Consider the following 18,006-nt stretch of genomic DNA (forward strand, 5'->3'; position numbering starts at 1 on the left):
ATTGACCCCCTTAGTGTTTGAAGTGTCTTATTCCTGTAAATACCATAGATATATTATTCTTATCACAGGCCTTTATAGAATTTTCATCTCTCATTGATCCGCCAGGTTGTATTATCCCTTTTATTCCATATCTAGCCGCTAAAGTTACACAATCTTCGAATGGAAAAAATGCATCAGATGCCAGTATTGCACCTTCAAAATTCTTATCAATATTATTTTCTATAGCATTTTTAAGTGCCCATATTCTAGATGTTTGCCCACATCCTAGTGCTAATGTTTGCCCATCTTTAACTATTGCTATAGCATTAGACTTCATATGTTTAACTATTTTAAGTCCAAATTCCATATCCTTTATTTGCTTAGAAGTTGGAGCATTTACTGTAACTACCTTATAACTTTGTGCTAAAGATTCATTTTTATCTTGTGCTAGCAATTTACCATCTAAATATTTAAAGTCATAATTTTGATTACTTCCTTCTAGATTGTTTATCTTTAATATCCTTAGGTTTTTCTTTTGTTTTAATATTTCTAAAGCCTCTTCTGTAAAGTCATACGCTACTATTATCTCTAAAAATATCTCATTCATTTTTTGTGCCGTTTTTTCATCTATGCTATCTGTAATTCCTACTATGCCTCCGAATATAGATGTTTTATCACCTTCATAACACTTTTGATAAGCTTCAAAAGAATCGACACCCATTCCAACACCACATGGATTTGTATGTTTTATTGCAATACAAGCTATTTCTTCATCATTTTTAAATTCTTTCATAATTTCTAATACTGAGTTCAAGTCGTTTATATTATTAAAAGATAGTTCTTTTCCATTTAATTGTTCAAAATTTAATATAGAATTTTGTGCATTGCTTTGTTTATATAAAACAGCATCTTGGTGTGGATTTTCTCCATATCTTAAATTACATTCTTTTTCAAACGTTAAGTTTAAGTACTCTGGATATTTTTCATTTAGTACATTTGCAAAGTAGCTAGATATTAAAGCATCATAGCGTCCAGTTAGAGAGAATGCTTTAAACGCAAGTCTCTTTCTATCTTCTAAAGTTAATCCCCCATTTTCTAGCTTTTCTATTATAAAATTATAATCTTTTACATCTACAACTACTGTTACATCTTTATAATTTTTAGCAGCCGATCTTATAAGCGTTGGCCCACCTATATCTATATTTTCTATCATTCCATTGTGATCTTTTCCGCTTTTTAATGCCCCTTCAAAATCGTATAAGTTTACAACTACCATGTCTATAGGAATTATTCCATGTTTTTGTATAGTTTGTAAATGCTCTTCTTTATCTCTTTTATATAATATACCTCCATGTATATATGGGTTTAGAGTCTTAACTCTTCCATCTAACATTTCTGGGAAATTTGTAACTTCGTCAACTTGTATAACATCTATATTGTTTTCTTTTAATATTTTGTATGTGTTTCCTGTAGATATTATTTCATATCCAAGTCTATTTAGGTTCTTAGCAAAATCAACTACTCCATCTTTATTTGTAAGACTTATTAGTGCTCTTTTATTCATTTATAAACACTCTCCCACTATGAAAATTTATTTTATTATCACAGAAAAGTTTAACTGATTTTTTAAGTATTTCATGTTCTATATCCAAAACTTTCTTTGCCAAAGTATCTACTGTGTCATCTTCTAAAACGTCTATACATTTTTGCATTATTATAGGTCCAGCATCCGCTTTCTCATTTACAAAATGCACTGTAGCTCCTGTTATTTTTACACCGTAATCAAGGACAGCTTTATGAACTTTTTTACCATAGTATCCTTCTCCACAAAAAGATGGTATAAGTGATGGATGTATATTTATTATTTTATTTCTAAATTCATCAACAAACTTAGGACTTATAATTTTTAGATATCCTGCTAATACAACCAGTTCTATGTTTTTTTCTTTCAATAAACTTATTACCTTTTCCTCATCACCTTCACATATAGCTTCTATATTGTTTTTCCTAGCACGTTCGAGTCCATAAGCATCTTTCTTATTAGATATTACTAATTTTATTTCTCCGTTTATTTCATTCTTAATACTAGCATCAATAAGAGATTGTAAGTTTGTTCCCCCTCCAGACACAAGAACCGCTATATTTAGCATAATTCAACTCCGACCTGGCTTTTAGTAACATGACCTATTATATATCCTTTATCCATAGAGTTTATACATTTCAGTATTTCATCAGCATTTTCTTGTTTTACTACAATAACTAAACCTATCCCCATATTGAAGCTCTTGTGTAACTCTTTTTCTCCAATGTTATTAATACTTTCTATAAGATTAAATATAGCTGGTTTATCCCATGATTTTTTGTTTATACTTACTCCTAATCCCTTTGGTATAACTCTAGGTATATTTTCTATAAGTCCCCCTCCAGTTATATGAGCTATTGCTTTTATATCATATTTACTTAATAAATCCATAACTAGTTTTACATATATTTTAGTTGGTTCTAATAATGTTTCTCCTAGTGTTTTTCCTAATTCAGGTACATATCTATTTAAATCCCACTTAAGTGTCTCTAAAAAAATCTTTCTTACAAATGAGTATCCATTGCTGTGTATACCACTTGAGGATATCCCTATTAATACATCTCCTTCTTTAACATCACTTCCTGTAACTATCTTTTCTTTATCACATATTCCAACTGAAAACCCAGCTAAGTCATATTCTCCATTAGAATACATTCCTGGCATTTCAGCCGTTTCTCCACCTATTAAAGCACAATTTGCAAGTTTACATCCATCTACTATTCCACCTACTATGCTTTCTACCTTCTCAGCCTTTAATTGCCCTGTTGCTATATAATCTAAGAAAAATAAAGGTCTTGCTCCTTGACATATAAGATCATTAACACACATTGCAACCAAATCTACACCTACAGTATTGTGTATATCCATCATTTGAGCAATTTTTAATTTAGTCCCAACTCCATCAGTTGAAGAAAGCAATACTGGTTCTTTCATTCCTACAAATTCTTTTAAACTATATAACCCACTAAAGTTACCCAAATCTCCTATTACATTGCTGTCATAAGTAGATTTTATTTTATTTTTGATTAAATCTACCGCCTTATTTCCTTCATCTATATCAACACCTGAATCTCTATAAGTTATATTAAGCATCGACATCTTCCCCCTTATCTGTAATTTCTACTGGATAGCTTCCATCGAAACATGCTTTACAGAATATATTTTGATTATTTCCTGCTTCTAAAATTCCATCTATATCTATAAACTTAAGACTATCGGCTCCTATAGATTTACAAATCTCATCCACCGAATTATTAGCTGCAATTAGATGTTTGCGATTTGGAGTATCTATTCCATAGAAACATGGATACTTTACAGGAGGAGATATTATTCTTACGTGAACTTCTCTAGCTCCTGAATTTTTTAGTGAATCTATTATTTTTTTAGAAGTAGTTCCTCTAACTATCGAATCATCTACTAATATTATAGATTTACCTTTAACTACTGAAGTTAACGGGTTGAGCTTTATTTTAACACCTATTTCACGTTCAGCCTGAGTAGGCTTTATAAAAGTTCTTCCAACATATCTATTCTTTACTAATCCTTCAGCTAGCGGTACATTACTAGCTCTTGAATATCCAATTGCTCCCGACCAACCTGAATCTGGAACAGGAACTACTATATCCGCATCTATATCGTCTTCCTTTGCAAGTATTTCTCCACACCTAACTCTAAATTCATAAGCATTTATCCCATCTAAAGTTGCGTCATTTCTAGCAAAGTATATATGCTCAAATATACAAGTTTTCTTTAATTCCTTGTAATTTTCCCTATAATTATAAGATTTCAATTCATTATTTTTTATAACTACTATTTCTCCAGGCTCTATATCTCTAATTATTTCTCCACCTATTATATCTATTGCACAAGTTTCAGATGCGACTATATAAGTATCTCCTTTTTTACCTAAAACTAGTGGTCTAAATCCATGAGGGTCTCTTACAGCTACCATTTCATCTTCGCTCATTATAACTAGAGAATAAGCTCCCTTTATATAATCCATTGTTATTTTTATACTTTCTACAATATCACCTTTATAATACCTAGCTAGTATATATAATATAACCTCAGAATCTATATTAGTTTGGAACATAAAACCTTCATCTTCTAGAGTTGTTCTTAAATATTTTTCATTTACCAAATTCCCATTGTGTGCTAATGCCAACTTTCGCCCTCTACATATACCAACTAAAGGTTGACAATTAGATACATGACTTCCACCGGCTGTTGAATATCTAACATGGCCTATCCCAAAATTACCATTTAACTTTTCTAACTCTTCTGCCTTAAATACTTCTCCAACTAATCCCATATCTTTTTTGTATTCTATTCCGTTATCTGATGATACAGCCATTCCGCAGCTTTCTTGACCTCTGTGTTGTATTGAATATAAAGCATAATATAGCTCTTTTGAAACATCCTTATTTGAATATACACCCACTATACCGCACATATTTATTCCCCCTATTAGCAACCCATTCTAGTTAAGACTTCTTTGTAACCTTCTATTACATTTCCTAAGTCCCTTCTAAATCTATCCTTATCATATTTTTCGTTAGTATTAGCATCCCATAACCTACAAGTATCAGGTGATACTTCATCTGCAAGTATTACTTTTCCATCTGATGTTTTTCCAAATTCTAATTTAAAATCAACTAATTTTAGATTCATATCTTTGAAAAACTTCTTCATAACATTATTTATTCTAAAAGTTTGCTGTTTTATATAATCTATTTCTTCTTTAGTGGCTAGCTTCATAGCTATAGCATGATCATCATTTATTAATGGATCTCCATATTCATCATTTTTATAGCATAATTCAAATACAGGTTCTTCAAATTGCATTCCTTCTTCTAATCCTAACCTCTTACACATAGACCCTGCTGATATGTTTCTAACTATAACTTCAAGAGGAAGTATTTCTACCTTTTTCACTAACATTTCTCTATCAGATATGTTTTTAATATAGTGTGTTTCTACTCCCTCTTTTTCTAGCATTTCGAATACTATAGAAGATATCTTATTGTTTATTATACCTTTTTCATATATTTCATCTTTTTTAATTCCATTAAAAGCAGTTGCATCATCTTTAAAATAAACTATATATTCATTGTTGTTTTCTGTTATAAATACTCTTTTTGCTTTTCCCTCGTATAGTAATTTCATTTTAATTACCCCCTTAATTTTTCATCATCTTCTAATACCTTGTTTTCCATTTCAATTCTATAGCTTTTTAGTTTTTGTTTTAATTCTGGGTATTTTATAGACATTATTTGAATTGCCATAAGAGCTGCATTTAACCCTGAATCTATTGTTACCGTTGCAACAGGTATTCCTTTAGGCATTTGAACTATCGAAAGAAGTGAATCTAATCCATCTAGAGTAGATGACTTTATAGGCAACCCTACAACCGGGATTAACGTGTGTGAAGCTATTACCCCTGGAAGATGTGCTGCTTTTCCAGCTGCCGCTATTATAACATCTGTATCATTTTCTATCTCGTTTAAAAAATTCATTAATTGTTTTGGGGTTCTATGCGCTGACAATGCTCTAACCTCAGTTTCTATTCCAAATTCTTTAATTAGCGCTATCCCTTCTTCTAACTTCGGATAATCTGATTTAGATCCCATAATTATTGATATTTTCATGTTTCTACCTCCTTTTAAATTTGATTCTATTATTTTTTAAATCATATGCACAATTTTTAATATTATAGTTCGCTTTATTCCTAACGTTTATAACTATATGTTATTACATTATACGTATATAGTCAACAATAAATGCGTATATTTTTTATAAATAAATAAATATAATTCGCTATATATAGGAGTATAAAAAAATAACATACATTAAATAATGTATGTTATTTCAAGTTTAAACTATTAGTTTGTTTACAATAAAGCAAATTTGGCTATAAATAAAATCGATAGTACAATTAATGAAATTTGAACTTCTTTAGTTCTTTTAGTCAATAATTTTATAACTGTATAAGATACTATTCCAAACATTATTCCATCAGCTATACTATAAGCAAATGGCATAATTACAACTGTTAAAAATGCTGGTACTGCATCTGTGAAATCATCAAAGTTTATATTAAGCAATGAACTTGCCATCATAACGCCTACTAGTATTAATACTGAAGCTGTTGCTTGAGCTGGTATTGCTATAAATATTGGAGCAAAGAATAATGATATTAAGAACAATATTCCTGTTGTTAAAGCTGTAAGTCCTGTTCTCCCACCTTCAGCTATGCCTGAAGCACTTTCTATATAAGAAACTACTGTAGATGTTCCTAAAACTCCAGCTGTTGTAGTCCCTATTGCATCTGCAAGTAATGCTTCTTTCGCTCTAGGCAATTTTCCATTTTCATCTAACATACCTGCTCTACTAGCTAATCCAACTAAACATCCTACTGTGTCAAATAAGTTAACAAATAAGAATGTAAATACTATTATTACCATATCTAAGCTAAATAGCTTCGACTGTTCTACGTCCATAAATTGCATAAATACTGGCTTTAAAGATGGTACTGACGACACTATTCCTGTAGGTAATCCTACTATATTTATTGCCATTCCAATTGCTGAAGTTACTAATATTGATATTAAAAATGCACCTTTAATATTTTTTGCTAATAATATCGAAGCTAATATTAATCCGAATATTGCTAATAATACAAGTGGTGACTTTATATCTCCTAATGTAACTATTGCTCCACCTTGTTTAATTATTCCTGCATTTACTAATCCTATAAATGCTATAAAGAATCCTATTCCGCCTGTAATTGCGTGTTTTAAAACTGTTGGTATACAATTTATTATTTTCTCACGAACATTTGTAAGACTCAGTACAATAAATATTATTCCTTCTATAAAAACTGCGCATAAAGCAAATTGCCAGCTATATCCCATTCCTAAAACTACTGTATAAGCAAAGAATGCATTTAGTCCCATACCTGGAGCTAGCGCTATTGGATAATTCGCAATAAGTGCCATGGCTACAGATCCAATAAATGAAACCAATGCTGTAGCTGTAAATACAGCTCCTTTATCCATACCAGTTTCTCCTAATATCATCGGATTTACAACTAGTATATATGCCATTGTCATAAATGTAGTTATTCCAGCTAATACTTCTGTTTTAACATTTGTATTGTTGGCTGATAACTTAAATAACTTCTCTAATAATCCATTTTGAGTTCTAGATACTTGAGACATTTTTGTTTACCTCCTAGTAATATCGTTTTTTATTTTTATGATCTTAATATTCATATTATATCTAACGTTTATATTTCAATTATACAATATCATACGTACATTTTCAATATAAATTACGAATATTTTTCACAAATTTCAATAAATAATTCGAATGTGCACATAAAAAAATTGATATATATTAGGTTTCCCAATATATATCAATTTCATTTTAAAGAAATATAAATTTTAATACAAACAATACAGATAGTATCATTAAAGTTAAGTTAACTTCTTTTCTTTTATTAGCTAAGACTTTTATAATCGTATAAGATATTATACCTAACATGATTCCATCAGCTACACTATAACTTAATGGCATTAATATAAATGTTAAAAATGCCGGTATTGCATCTGTGAAATCATCAAAGTTTATTTTTATTAATGAACTAGCCATCATTACTCCTACTAATATAAGTACTGGAGCTGTTGCTTGTGCTGGTATAGATATAAATATTGGAGCAAAGAATAATGATATTAAGAACATTAATCCTGCTACACAAGCCGTAAGACCTGTTCTTCCTCCCTCTGCTATACCTGCTCCACTTTCAACAGTTGTTGCTAGCGTAGATGTTCCTAAAAGAGCCGCTGTGGTAGTTGCAACAGATTCAGCTAATAAGGCCTTTTCTACTCTTGGCAGTTTTCCATTTTCATCTAATAAATTAGCTTTACTAGCTATACCTAATAAAAATCCTATAGAATCAAACATATTAACGAATAATAAAACAAGAACTACAACAGCCATATCTAAGCTAAATAATTGAGCTTTATCTACATTAAATAGCTGCATAAATACTGGCTTTATGGATGGTACTGATGATACTATACTACTTGGCATAGGCACTATACTAACAATTACACCTATGATAGTTGTCACTATCATAGATATTAAAAATGCACCCTTTACATTTCTCGCTAATAATACAGATGCCAATATGAGCCCGAATAAAGAAAGTAATACAAGTGGAGATGATAATTTACCTAATGATATTATAGCTCCTCCACTAACTATTATACCTGCGTTTACAAATCCAATAAAAGCTATAAATAATCCTATACCTGCTGTAATTGCATGTTTTAAAACATCTGGCATGCAATTTATTATTTTTTCACGAACATTAGTTACAGTTAATAATATAAATATACAACCTTCTATAAATGCTGCACACAAGGCAAATTGCCAGCTATAACCCATAGTTAAAACTACTGTATAAGCAAAGAATGCATTTAGTCCCATACTAGGCGCTAATACTATAGGATAATTAGCAAGAAGACCCATAACAAGACACCCTATAAACGAAGCAACAGCAGTAGCTGTAAATACAGCTTCTTTATTCATTCCTGCTTCTCCTAGTATTGTAGGATTTACAACTAATATATATGCTATAGTCATAAAAGTAGTTATACCTGCTAATACCTCAGTCTTAACATTTGTGTTGCTTTCCGATAACTTAAATACTTTATCCAGTATACCTTTTTCATTTTGGGTTTTATTTTCTTGAGATAAACTCATTTATATTACCTCCTTTTATTCCCACTCTATAGTTCCAGGTGGTTTAGAAGTTATATCATATACAACTCTGTTTACCCCATCAACTTCATTCACTATTCTATTTGATATTTTTTCTAACACTTCATAAGGCATCTTATACCAATCTGATGTCATTCCATCTGAAGAAGTAACGGCTCTTAAACCTACTAGATATGCATAAGTTCTTTCATCTCCCATAACTCCTACAGTTTTTACATCTGGTAATGTAGCAAATGCCTGCCATATTTCTCTATATAATCCTACATTTTTTAATTCTTCCATATATACAGCATCTGCTTCTCTTAATATATCTAATTTTTCTTTTGTAACATCTCCTATAACCCTTATACCAAGTCCTGGGCCTGGGAATGGATGTCTAAATATTAATCCTTCTTCTATTCCAAGTTCTAATCCTATTTTTCTAACTTCATCTTTGAATAGTTCTCTTAAAGGTTCTACTATTTCAAACTCTATATCTTCAGGTATTCCACCAACATTGTGATGCGATTTTATAGTAGATGCTCCACCTTCGCCATGTCCGCTTTCTATAACATCTGGATATATAGTTCCTTGAACTAGGAAATCCATTTTTCCTAATTTATTTGATTCTTCTTCAAATACTCTAATAAATTCTTCACCTATTATTTTTCTCTTAGCTTCTGGTTCACTAACTCCAGCTAATTTGCTTAAAAACCTATCTTCGCAGTTAACTCTTATTAAATTTATATCAAATTTTTCTCTAAATATTCTTTCTACATCGTTACCTTCATTTTTCCTAAGCAATCCATGATCCACAAATATACAAGTTAAATTATCTCCTATTGCTCTATGAACAAGAACTGCTGCAACAGATGAGTCTACTCCACCACTTAAAGCACATAATACTTTTTTGTCTCCAACCTTTTCTTTTATTTCTTTAATTTTTTGATTTATAAAAGAATCAGAAGTCCAATCTCCACTAACTTTACAAACATTGTATAAGAAATTTCTTAATATCTTATCTCCTTCTATACTATGTTCAACTTCTGGATGGAATTGTACTCCATATAGACCTAATTCTTCATTTTCCATAGCTGCAATAGGACATTCAGAAGTTTTTGCACTTACTTTAAATCCTTCTGGCATTTTATCTATTAAATCGGTATGACTCATCCACACTATATTGTCCGTTTTTATATCATTAAATATTGGAGATTGTTCGTAGTTTATTGTTGTTTTTCCGTATTCTCTTTTATCTCCTCTTCTTACATTTCCACCTAGTTTATAAGCCATAAGTTGAGCTCCATAGCATATCCCCAGTATAGGTACTCCTAATTCAAAGATTTCTTTAGATATAGTTGGAGCATCTTCTGCATAAACACTGTTAGGTCCACCTGTGAAAATTATGCCTTTAGGATTTTTTTCTTTTATTTTTTCTATTTTATAAGTATGTGGTATTATCTCACAATACGTATTATTTTCTCTAACTCTTCTAGCTATTAATTGGTTGTATTGCCCACCAAAATCTATTATAAGTATTAATTCCTTTTTCATATTACATTTCGCCTCCCGTACTGTAATTTGGTGCTTCCTTAGTTATAGTTATATCATGAGGATGACTTTCTTTTAAAGCTGCAGCTGTTATTTTTATAAATCTTGAGTTTTCTATTAAGTCTTTTATAGTTGCTGTACCACAATATCCCATACCGGCTCTTAATCCACCGATTAACTGGTATATTATATCTTCAACCTTTCCTTTATATGGGACCATACCTTCTACACCTTCTGGAACTAACTTCTTAGCATCATTTTGGAAGTATCTATCTTTAGATCCTTGTTCCATAGCTCCTATAGACCCCATACCTCTATAAGATTTAAATGCTCTTCCTTTATATATTATTCTTTCTCCTGGACTTTCTTCTGTTCCAGCAAACATAGATCCCATCATACAAACAGATCCACCTGCAGCTATTGACTTTACAACATCACCAGAGTATTTTATTCCTCCATCAGCTATTATAGGTACTCCATATTTACTAGCAGCTTCAGCACAATCCATAACTGCAGTTACTTGAGGAACTCCTATACCAGCTACTACTCTTGTTGTACATATAGATCCCGGACCTATACCAACTTTCACACAATCAGCTCCAGCAAGTATAAGTTCTTCAGTAGCCTCATAAGTAGCAACATTTCCTGCTATAATTTGAAGATCAGGATAACTTTCTTTTACTTTCTTTACTGCATCTATAACCCCTTTTGAATGACCATGTGCTGTATCTAAAACTATAACGTCAACTTGAGTTTTAACTAGGGCAGCAACTCTATCCATCATATCAGCTGTTATACCTACTGCAGCCCCACATAACAGTCTTCCACCTTGATCTGTAGCTGAATTAGGATATAATATTTTCTTTTCTATATCTTTTATTGTTATAAGTCCTTTTAAGTAACCTTCATCGTCTACTAAAGGTAACTTTTCTATTTTATTTCGTTTTAATATATCTTGAGCATCTTCTAAACTTATACCTTCTTTAGCTGTTATTAAATTATCTTTTGTCATAACCTCATCTATTTTTTTATTAAAATTCTCTTCAAATCTCATATCTCTATTTGTTATTATTCCTATTAGCTTATTATTTTCATCTACTATAGGTACCCCAGATATTTTATATCTTCCCATTATTGCATCTGCATCTGCTATAGTATGTTCTTTAGATAAGTAAAAAGGGTCTACTATAACTCCACTTTCACTTCTTTTAACCTTGTCCACTTCTAGCGCTTGTTCTTCTATACTCATATTTTTGTGTATTATTCCTATACCACCTTGTCTAGCCATAGATATAGCCATTTTTGACTGTGTAACAGTATCCATTCCAGCACTCATTAACGGTATATTTAACTTTATATTTTTTGTAAGATTAGTTGTTAAGTCTACGTCCTTTGGTAATACTTCAGATTTCTGTGGTACTAATAGAACATCGTCAAATGTTAAACCTTCTTTTAGTATCTTAGCCATTTTATTTCCTCCTTAGTATTATAATATATAGTATGAACCAATTAATAACACTTTATAAAAATATAAATTAACGAACTTTCATGCATTAATTTTATATTGTAGTTCGTATTTCAAAAAAGTTAAAAAAAATAATTATTTATACAAAAAGACCTATATAATAATTTCTATAAGTGAAATTATTATATAGGTCTTTTAATATCTATATCGAAAGCAAACCCTTAGGGATTTATAATCAGCCTAAGAACTCACTTTTTATATAATAGATATTATCCTATAATAACTTCACTCATAGTCAGTACATTTACGGTGTACCGGTAGATACTCTCAGCCCATATCGCTGAGTATATATGAGTGATATTAAATTTTATATCTTTCGAGTTGTTGTATACTAGATTATCAAAATTTGTCGACTATGTCAACATATTTGATTTAAAATATTCATGTATGGCAACATTTACATCATTGTATACTTTGTTCAGAGGTAAGTTTGATTTTTTAGCTATTAATTTACAATCTTCATATTCTGGAGTAATTTTTATCAATTTTTCATCATAGTATCCTAATTTAACTTTTACCTTACCATATATTGTGTTTATCATTTTTATTTTTCTATAAAGTATCTTTCTATTATATTTATTAAATCTAACTCCAAATGTGCTAGTTTCCTTCAAAATAACTTCTATGATATTTTCTAAGTCATCTTCAATACATATTACAGATAATTTAACAGCAGGTCTATTTTTTTTCATATATATACTTTGAGTATATATATCTAGTGCTCCTATCGATAGTATTTCTTCGTATAAATACGAAAATATTTCTGATGACATATCATCTATATTCGCACTTACTTCATATATTATTTCCTCTTTTTTTTTACTCCAATTATAGCCCTTAGCATATTTGGCACTTCAAATTCCTTTTTACCCATCCCATAACCTATTTTCTTAACTTCAAATTCTATATCATCTACAAATTCAGATACTAATGTCTTTGCTATTGCTGCTCCTGTGGGAGTTGTGCATTCTCCACGCACACTATTTAATTTAACTCTTGCTCCTTTTAATATTTCTATAGTTGCCGGTGCTGGAACAGGCATTATTCCATGGTCACACTTTACAAACCCAGATCCTAATGGAATTGTTGATGCATAAATTTTATCTACGTTTAATAAATCTATAAGAATACAAGAACCCACTATATCCACTATAGAATCTATAGCTCCAACCTCATGAAAATGAACTTTATCTATAGTTGTTCCATGCACCTTGGCCTCTGCCTTAGCTATAGTCATAAACATGTTCTTAGATAATTCTTTTATGTTTTCATCCAACTGGCTTTTGTCTACGATATCATATATGTCGATTAAGTTCCTGTGATTATGACTTATATTATTATTTTTAATTATAACTTCTACATTTTTTCCAATTATACCATTTACCTCTTTGGAAGTTAATTTTATATCATATTCATTGGCTAAATTTAACTTAGATAATTCCTCTAAAAATATTTCTTCTGGTATTCCTAAATCTAGTAGAGATGCCAATGTCATATCTCCTGAGATTCCGTTTACCATATCTAAATACAATATTCTTTCTTCCATGTTTATCTCCTATCTACAACTTATTTATCATACTGGCTAAGTATCCTGCTCCAAAACCATTATCTATATTAACAACAGATATCCCTGATGCGCAGCTATTTAACATAGTAAGTAAAGCCGATATTCCACTAAAATTTGCTCCATATCCTACAGATGTAGGAACTGCTATAACAGGAACATCTACAAGACCTCCTACTACACTAGGTAAAGCCCCTTCCATGCCCGCTACAGCTACTATCACTCTAGCAGAATTTAAAACATCTGAATTATTCAATAATCTATGTATACCCGCTACTCCTACATCATATAATCTTTCTACATCATTTCCTAGAAAGTGTGCTGTATGATATGCTTCTTCTGCTACTGGTATATCAGATGTCCCTCCTGTTACTACTAGTATTTTTCCCTTGCCCTTTATTTGAATTGGTTCACTTTGTAATTTTATTATTCTAGCAGGTTCATCATATTCTAGATTAGTATATATTTTGCTTAATTTTTCATATGATTCTTTTCTACACCTAGTCCCTAATACATTGGAGCCCTTTTCAATCATCTTTCCTATTATACCTATTATCTGCTCATCTGTTTTTCCTTCGCAGTATATAACTTCAGGATATCCAGTTCTTAGTTTTCTATGATGATCTACTTTTGCATACCCTATGTCTTCAAAAGGAAGGGTTTTCAGTTTATTTAATGCATCATCTAGATTTATATTATCATCCTTAACATTTTGAAGTATGTCCTTTATATATTCAATATTCATTAAGTCTTCACTCCCTAAAAGTATGGCGTATATTAATTTTACCATATTTTATATATATTATATATTAAAAAAGAGTGACCAAGTCACTCTCTCTTCATTACATCATTGGCATTCCGCCGCCCATTCCAGGCATTGGCTCTTCTTTTCCTGGTATATCAACTACAGCAGCTTCTGTTGTTAAGAATACAGCAGCTATAGATGCAGCATTTTGTAAAGCTGTTCTTGTTACCTTAGTTGGATCAACTATACCAGATTCTATCATATTTACATATTTTTCGTTTAATGCATCAAATCCCATTTCTGGATCAGAATTCATAACGTTTTGTACTATAACAGCACCTTCAAGGCCTGCATTTGTAGCTATTTGTCTTAATGGCTCTTCTAATGATTTTCTTATTATTTGAGCACCTATTTTAATTTCTGCTTCTAATGATTGAACTACAGATTCTAATGCCGGTATTACACTAACAAGTGCTGTACCTCCACCTGCTACTATACCTTCTTCAACAGCAGCTCTAGTAGCGTTTAGTGCATCTTCTATTCTTAGTTTTCTTTCTTTTAATTCAGTTTCAGTAGCTGCCCCAACTTTTATAACAGCTACTCCTCCAGCAAGTTTAGCTAATCTTTCTTGTAATTTTTCTTTATCAAATTCAGAAGTAGTTCCCTCTATTTGAACTTTTATTTGGTTTACTCTATCTTCTATAGCCTTTTCATCTCCAGCACCACCTATTATAGTAGTGTTGTCTTTATTTACCTTAACAGTACTAGCTCTACCTAACATAGATAAATTAGCTTCTTTTAAATCTAATCCAACTTCTTCAGATATAACTTGACCACCTGTTAAAATAGCTATATCTTCTAACATAGCTTTTCTTCTATCACCAAATCCTGGAGCTTTAACACCTACGACTTCAAAAGTACCTCTTAACTTATTAACTACTAATGTAGATAAAGCTTCACCTTCAACATCTTCTGCTATTATTAATAATCTTCTTCCTTGTTGTACTATTTGTTCAAGTAGTGGTAATAATTCTTGTATATTAGATATCTTTTTATCAGTTATCAATATGTAAGGATCGCTCAATACAGCTTCCATTTTTTCAACATCTGTTACCATATATGCAGAAACATATCCTCTATCAAATTGCATACCTTCTACAGCATCTAACTCAGTATGCATTGTCTTAGACTCTTCTACAGTTATAACTCCATCTTTTCCTACTATTTCCATAGCCTCAGCTATTAAATTTCCTACTTCTTCATCTCCAGCAGATATAGAAGCAACCTGAGCTATAGCTTCCTTAGTTTCTACGATTCTTGATTGTTTCTTTAGTTCTTCAACTGCTACATCAACAGCTTTTTGTATACCTTTTCTTAGTAATATTGGATTAGCTCCAGCTGTTACATTTTTTAATCCTTCTCTTATTATAGCTTGAGCAAGAACTGTAGCTGTTGTTGTCCCATCTCCAGCTACATCATTAGTTTTAGTAGCAACTTCTTTAACTAATTGAGCTCCCATATTTTCGTATGGATCTTCTAATTCTATTTCTTTAGCTATAGTAACACCATCATTAGTTATAAGTGGTGAACCAAATTTTTTATCTAATATAACATTTCTTCCTTTTGGTCCTAATGTAACCTTAACTGTATCTGCTAATTTATTAACACCAGTTTCTAAAGCTTTTCTTGTAGCTTCTGAAAATCTAATTTCCTTAGCCATAACAAACCCCTCCTATTGTTAATTTCTCAATATTTTTATATATGCATAAGTTAAATTTTATTATTCTACAACTGCTAATATGTCACTTTGTTTTAATATAGTGTATTCTTCTCCATCTAGCTTAACTTCTGTTCCAGCATATTTAGAGAATATAACTTTATCTCCAACTTTTAATTCCATTGTAACTTCTTTACCGTCTATTAATCCTCCAGCTCCTACTTCTACAACCTCAGCCATTTGCGGTTGTTCTTTAGCTGTTCCTGGTAATACTATACCACTTCTAGTTTTCTCTTCAGCTTCTACCTTTTTAATAACAACTCTGTCCCCTAATGGTCTTATTTTCATATTTATCCCTCCTATTAATATTTTATATTTTTATGTAAATTCTTATCATTTAATACGATTTTGTGTTAGCACTCCTTAGCATCGAGTGCTAATAATTATTATATTATATTAATTGGTTATTTTTTGCAAGTATTTTTTGATTTTTTTACCATAAAAAATTCGCTTCACTCATGTCACCAACAACCTTAAAAGAGTGGTCTGTTGCTCAAAAAAAACTGCTTATAATAGCAGTTTTTTATAAGAGCGGAGAAAATAATCTGGCTGCAGATTCCTTTATCTTCTTTATAGTAGGCCTATTATAATATTTGTCAATTGTAATTTCCTCGCTATTTTTTAAGTCCTCATTGAAGTCGTTTATCACCCATTTCACTGTTCTTTCATCATATAAAAATGCATTAACTTCAAAATTTAACATAAAGCTTCTTAAATCCATATTAGCAGAGCCTATAGATGCCAATTTATTATCTATTATTATAACTTTGGAATGTATAAATCCTTTGTTATATAGATACACCCTGCCACCAGCCTTTAGTATATCTCCAAAATAGGAGTACGATGCTTCATGAACTATCCTATGATCTGCAACCTTTGGAAATATTATTCTAACATCTACTCCACTTAAAGCTGCAGATTTCAATGCCTTTAGTATGCTTTCGTCTGGTATAAAATAAGGTGTTTCTATATATATTTTTTCTTTTGCTTCACATATAGCTGTAAAATATGCATAGTGTATAGCTTCCCAGTCGCTATCAGGTCCACTAGGCACTACTTGAACCATACTGTTACCTTTATTGTTCATACTTGGAAAATATTTTTCTTCAAATATAGCTTCTTTCGTTGTAAAATACCAATCCATTAAAAATGCCATTTGAAGCATATAAACAGATGTTCCTTCTATTCTTATATGGGTATCTCTCCAATAGCCAAATTTATTATTCTTTCCTAGATATTCATCTCCAATATTAATTCCACCTGTGTAACCTATACATCCATCTATAACAGCAATTTTTCTGTGATTTCTATAGTTTAATTGACTACATATAACAGGAAATTTAGCTGGTAAAAAAGGGTACACTAGTATACCTTGCTTCCTCATATCATAAAAAAATTTCCTGTTAAACCAAAGTCTCCAACACCCAACATCATCGTATAGTATTTTTACCTCTATACCTTCTTGTGCTTTTTGGATTAAGATTTCTTTTATTATATTTCCAACATCGCTATATTTTATTATGAAATATTCAAGATGTATATGAGATTTTGCATTTTTCAAGTCTTCTATAAGTGCAGTGAATTTTTCATTTCCGTCTCTGAATATTTTCACATCATTGTTTATAGTAAATGGAAATCTACCTGTATTTAAAAGCAAATTCACAACTCTTCTCTTTGTATCGCAACTATCTTCACTACTTAATAGTTTTTTTTCTGCTATAGCCTTTTTTTCCATCATAACCAATTCTTCAAACTCTTGAAGGTTTTTAAATAAGTTAGCCTCTCTAATATCATCTACCATTTGCTTTGTTTTAAATATCTTTCTTTGTCTTATGTTTCTTCCAAAGAAGATATATACTATTAAACCAGCTATAGGAATCAATATAAATATAAGTAGCCACGCTATAGTTTTGGACGGATCTCTATTTTCCAAAATTATACTTATAGATACAAATATTGCAGATATATAAGATAAAATTATCATTGTCATAAATATAGTTTCTACAATATTCATGTA

At 30.8% G+C, this 18,006-nt stretch carries 14 protein-coding genes, 1 pseudogene and 1 riboswitch; all 15 genes and pseudogenes read right to left on the bottom strand.

The genetic code is table 11. From position 1 onward, the window contains the following. Positions 1-10: 10 nt before the first annotated feature. Positions 11-1,543, bottom strand: a complete 1,533-nt coding sequence (gene purH / locus ACUSRV_RS13345) for a bifunctional phosphoribosylaminoimidazolecarboxamide formyltransferase/IMP cyclohydrolase (protein ID WP_490142468.1) — start codon at positions 1,541-1,543, stop codon at positions 11-13. Next, entirely contained in the window at positions 1,536-2,129 is a 594-nt protein-coding gene (gene purN, locus ACUSRV_RS13350) for a phosphoribosylglycinamide formyltransferase (RefSeq protein ID WP_490142469.1), read from the bottom strand. Before purN ends, purH begins: the two co-directional genes overlap by 8 nt. Further along, positions 2,123-3,154 carry a phosphoribosylformylglycinamidine cyclo-ligase gene (gene purM / locus ACUSRV_RS13355; protein WP_490142470.1) on the bottom strand — a complete coding sequence of 344 codons (1,032 nt, stop codon included), beginning with the start codon at positions 3,152-3,154 and terminating at the stop codon, positions 2,123-2,125. Before purM ends, purN begins: the two co-directional genes overlap by 7 nt. Beyond that, positions 3,147-4,514, bottom strand: coding sequence for an amidophosphoribosyltransferase (gene purF, locus ACUSRV_RS13360; RefSeq protein WP_490142471.1), 1,368 nt, complete (start codon positions 4,512-4,514; stop codon positions 3,147-3,149). The genes purM and purF overlap by 8 nt, the downstream gene beginning before the upstream one ends. A 14-nt stretch (positions 4,515-4,528) precedes the next feature. After that, the gene (gene purC, locus ACUSRV_RS13365) at positions 4,529-5,227 is read right to left on the bottom strand and encodes a phosphoribosylaminoimidazolesuccinocarboxamide synthase (protein WP_490142472.1); all 699 of its coding nucleotides are present in this window, start codon (positions 5,225-5,227) and stop codon (positions 4,529-4,531) included. A 5-nt stretch (positions 5,228-5,232) separates the two neighbouring features. Then, positions 5,233-5,709 (bottom strand): 5-(carboxyamino)imidazole ribonucleotide mutase, encoded by a 477-nt coding sequence (purE, locus tag ACUSRV_RS13370; RefSeq protein ID WP_490142473.1) that lies wholly within the window; start codon positions 5,707-5,709, stop codon positions 5,233-5,235. Between the two features lie 243 nt (positions 5,710-5,952). Continuing rightward, complete coding sequence (locus ACUSRV_RS13375) at positions 5,953-7,281, bottom strand: NCS2 family permease (protein ID WP_490142474.1); 1,329 nt, start codon at positions 7,279-7,281, stop codon at positions 5,953-5,955. Between the two features lie 208 nt (positions 7,282-7,489). Next, positions 7,490-8,830 carry an NCS2 family permease gene (locus tag ACUSRV_RS13380; RefSeq protein WP_490142475.1) on the bottom strand — a complete coding sequence of 447 codons (1,341 nt, stop codon included), beginning with the start codon at positions 8,828-8,830 and terminating at the stop codon, positions 7,490-7,492. A gap of 15 nt (positions 8,831-8,845) precedes the next feature. Further along, a complete protein-coding gene (guaA, locus tag ACUSRV_RS13385) occupies positions 8,846-10,381 on the bottom strand; it encodes a glutamine-hydrolyzing GMP synthase (protein ID WP_490142476.1) in 1,536 nt (511 codons plus the stop codon). Position 10,382: 1 nt separating this feature from the next. Further along, positions 10,383-11,846, bottom strand: coding sequence for an IMP dehydrogenase (gene guaB / locus ACUSRV_RS13390; RefSeq protein ID WP_490142477.1), 1,464 nt, complete (start codon positions 11,844-11,846; stop codon positions 10,383-10,385). Positions 11,847-12,115: 269 nt separating this feature from the next. Continuing rightward, positions 12,116-12,217, bottom strand: a riboswitch (purine riboswitch). A gap of 39 nt (positions 12,218-12,256) precedes the next feature. Further along, positions 12,257-13,449 (bottom strand): annotated as a pseudogene (gene larC, locus ACUSRV_RS13395) (nickel pincer cofactor biosynthesis protein LarC). A 13-nt stretch (positions 13,450-13,462) separates the two neighbouring features. Then, positions 13,463-14,212, bottom strand: coding sequence for a nickel pincer cofactor biosynthesis protein LarB (larB, locus tag ACUSRV_RS13400; RefSeq protein ID WP_490142478.1), 750 nt, complete (start codon positions 14,210-14,212; stop codon positions 13,463-13,465). A 97-nt stretch (positions 14,213-14,309) separates the two neighbouring features. After that, a complete protein-coding gene (gene groL, locus ACUSRV_RS13405; protein WP_490142479.1) occupies positions 14,310-15,932 on the bottom strand; it encodes a chaperonin GroEL in 1,623 nt (540 codons plus the stop codon). 60 nt (positions 15,933-15,992) lie between these two features. Beyond that, on the bottom strand, positions 15,993-16,277 hold the full coding sequence (gene groES / locus ACUSRV_RS13410) for a co-chaperone GroES (RefSeq protein ID WP_490142480.1): 285 nt from the start codon (positions 16,275-16,277) through the stop codon (positions 15,993-15,995). Between the two features lie 235 nt (positions 16,278-16,512). Then, complete coding sequence (gene cls, locus ACUSRV_RS13415) at positions 16,513-18,003, bottom strand: cardiolipin synthase (protein ID WP_490142481.1); 1,491 nt, start codon at positions 18,001-18,003, stop codon at positions 16,513-16,515. Positions 18,004-18,006: the final 3 nt, after the last annotated feature.

The sequence above is a fragment of the Sporacetigenium sp. TC11 genome (assembly GCF_058146105.1).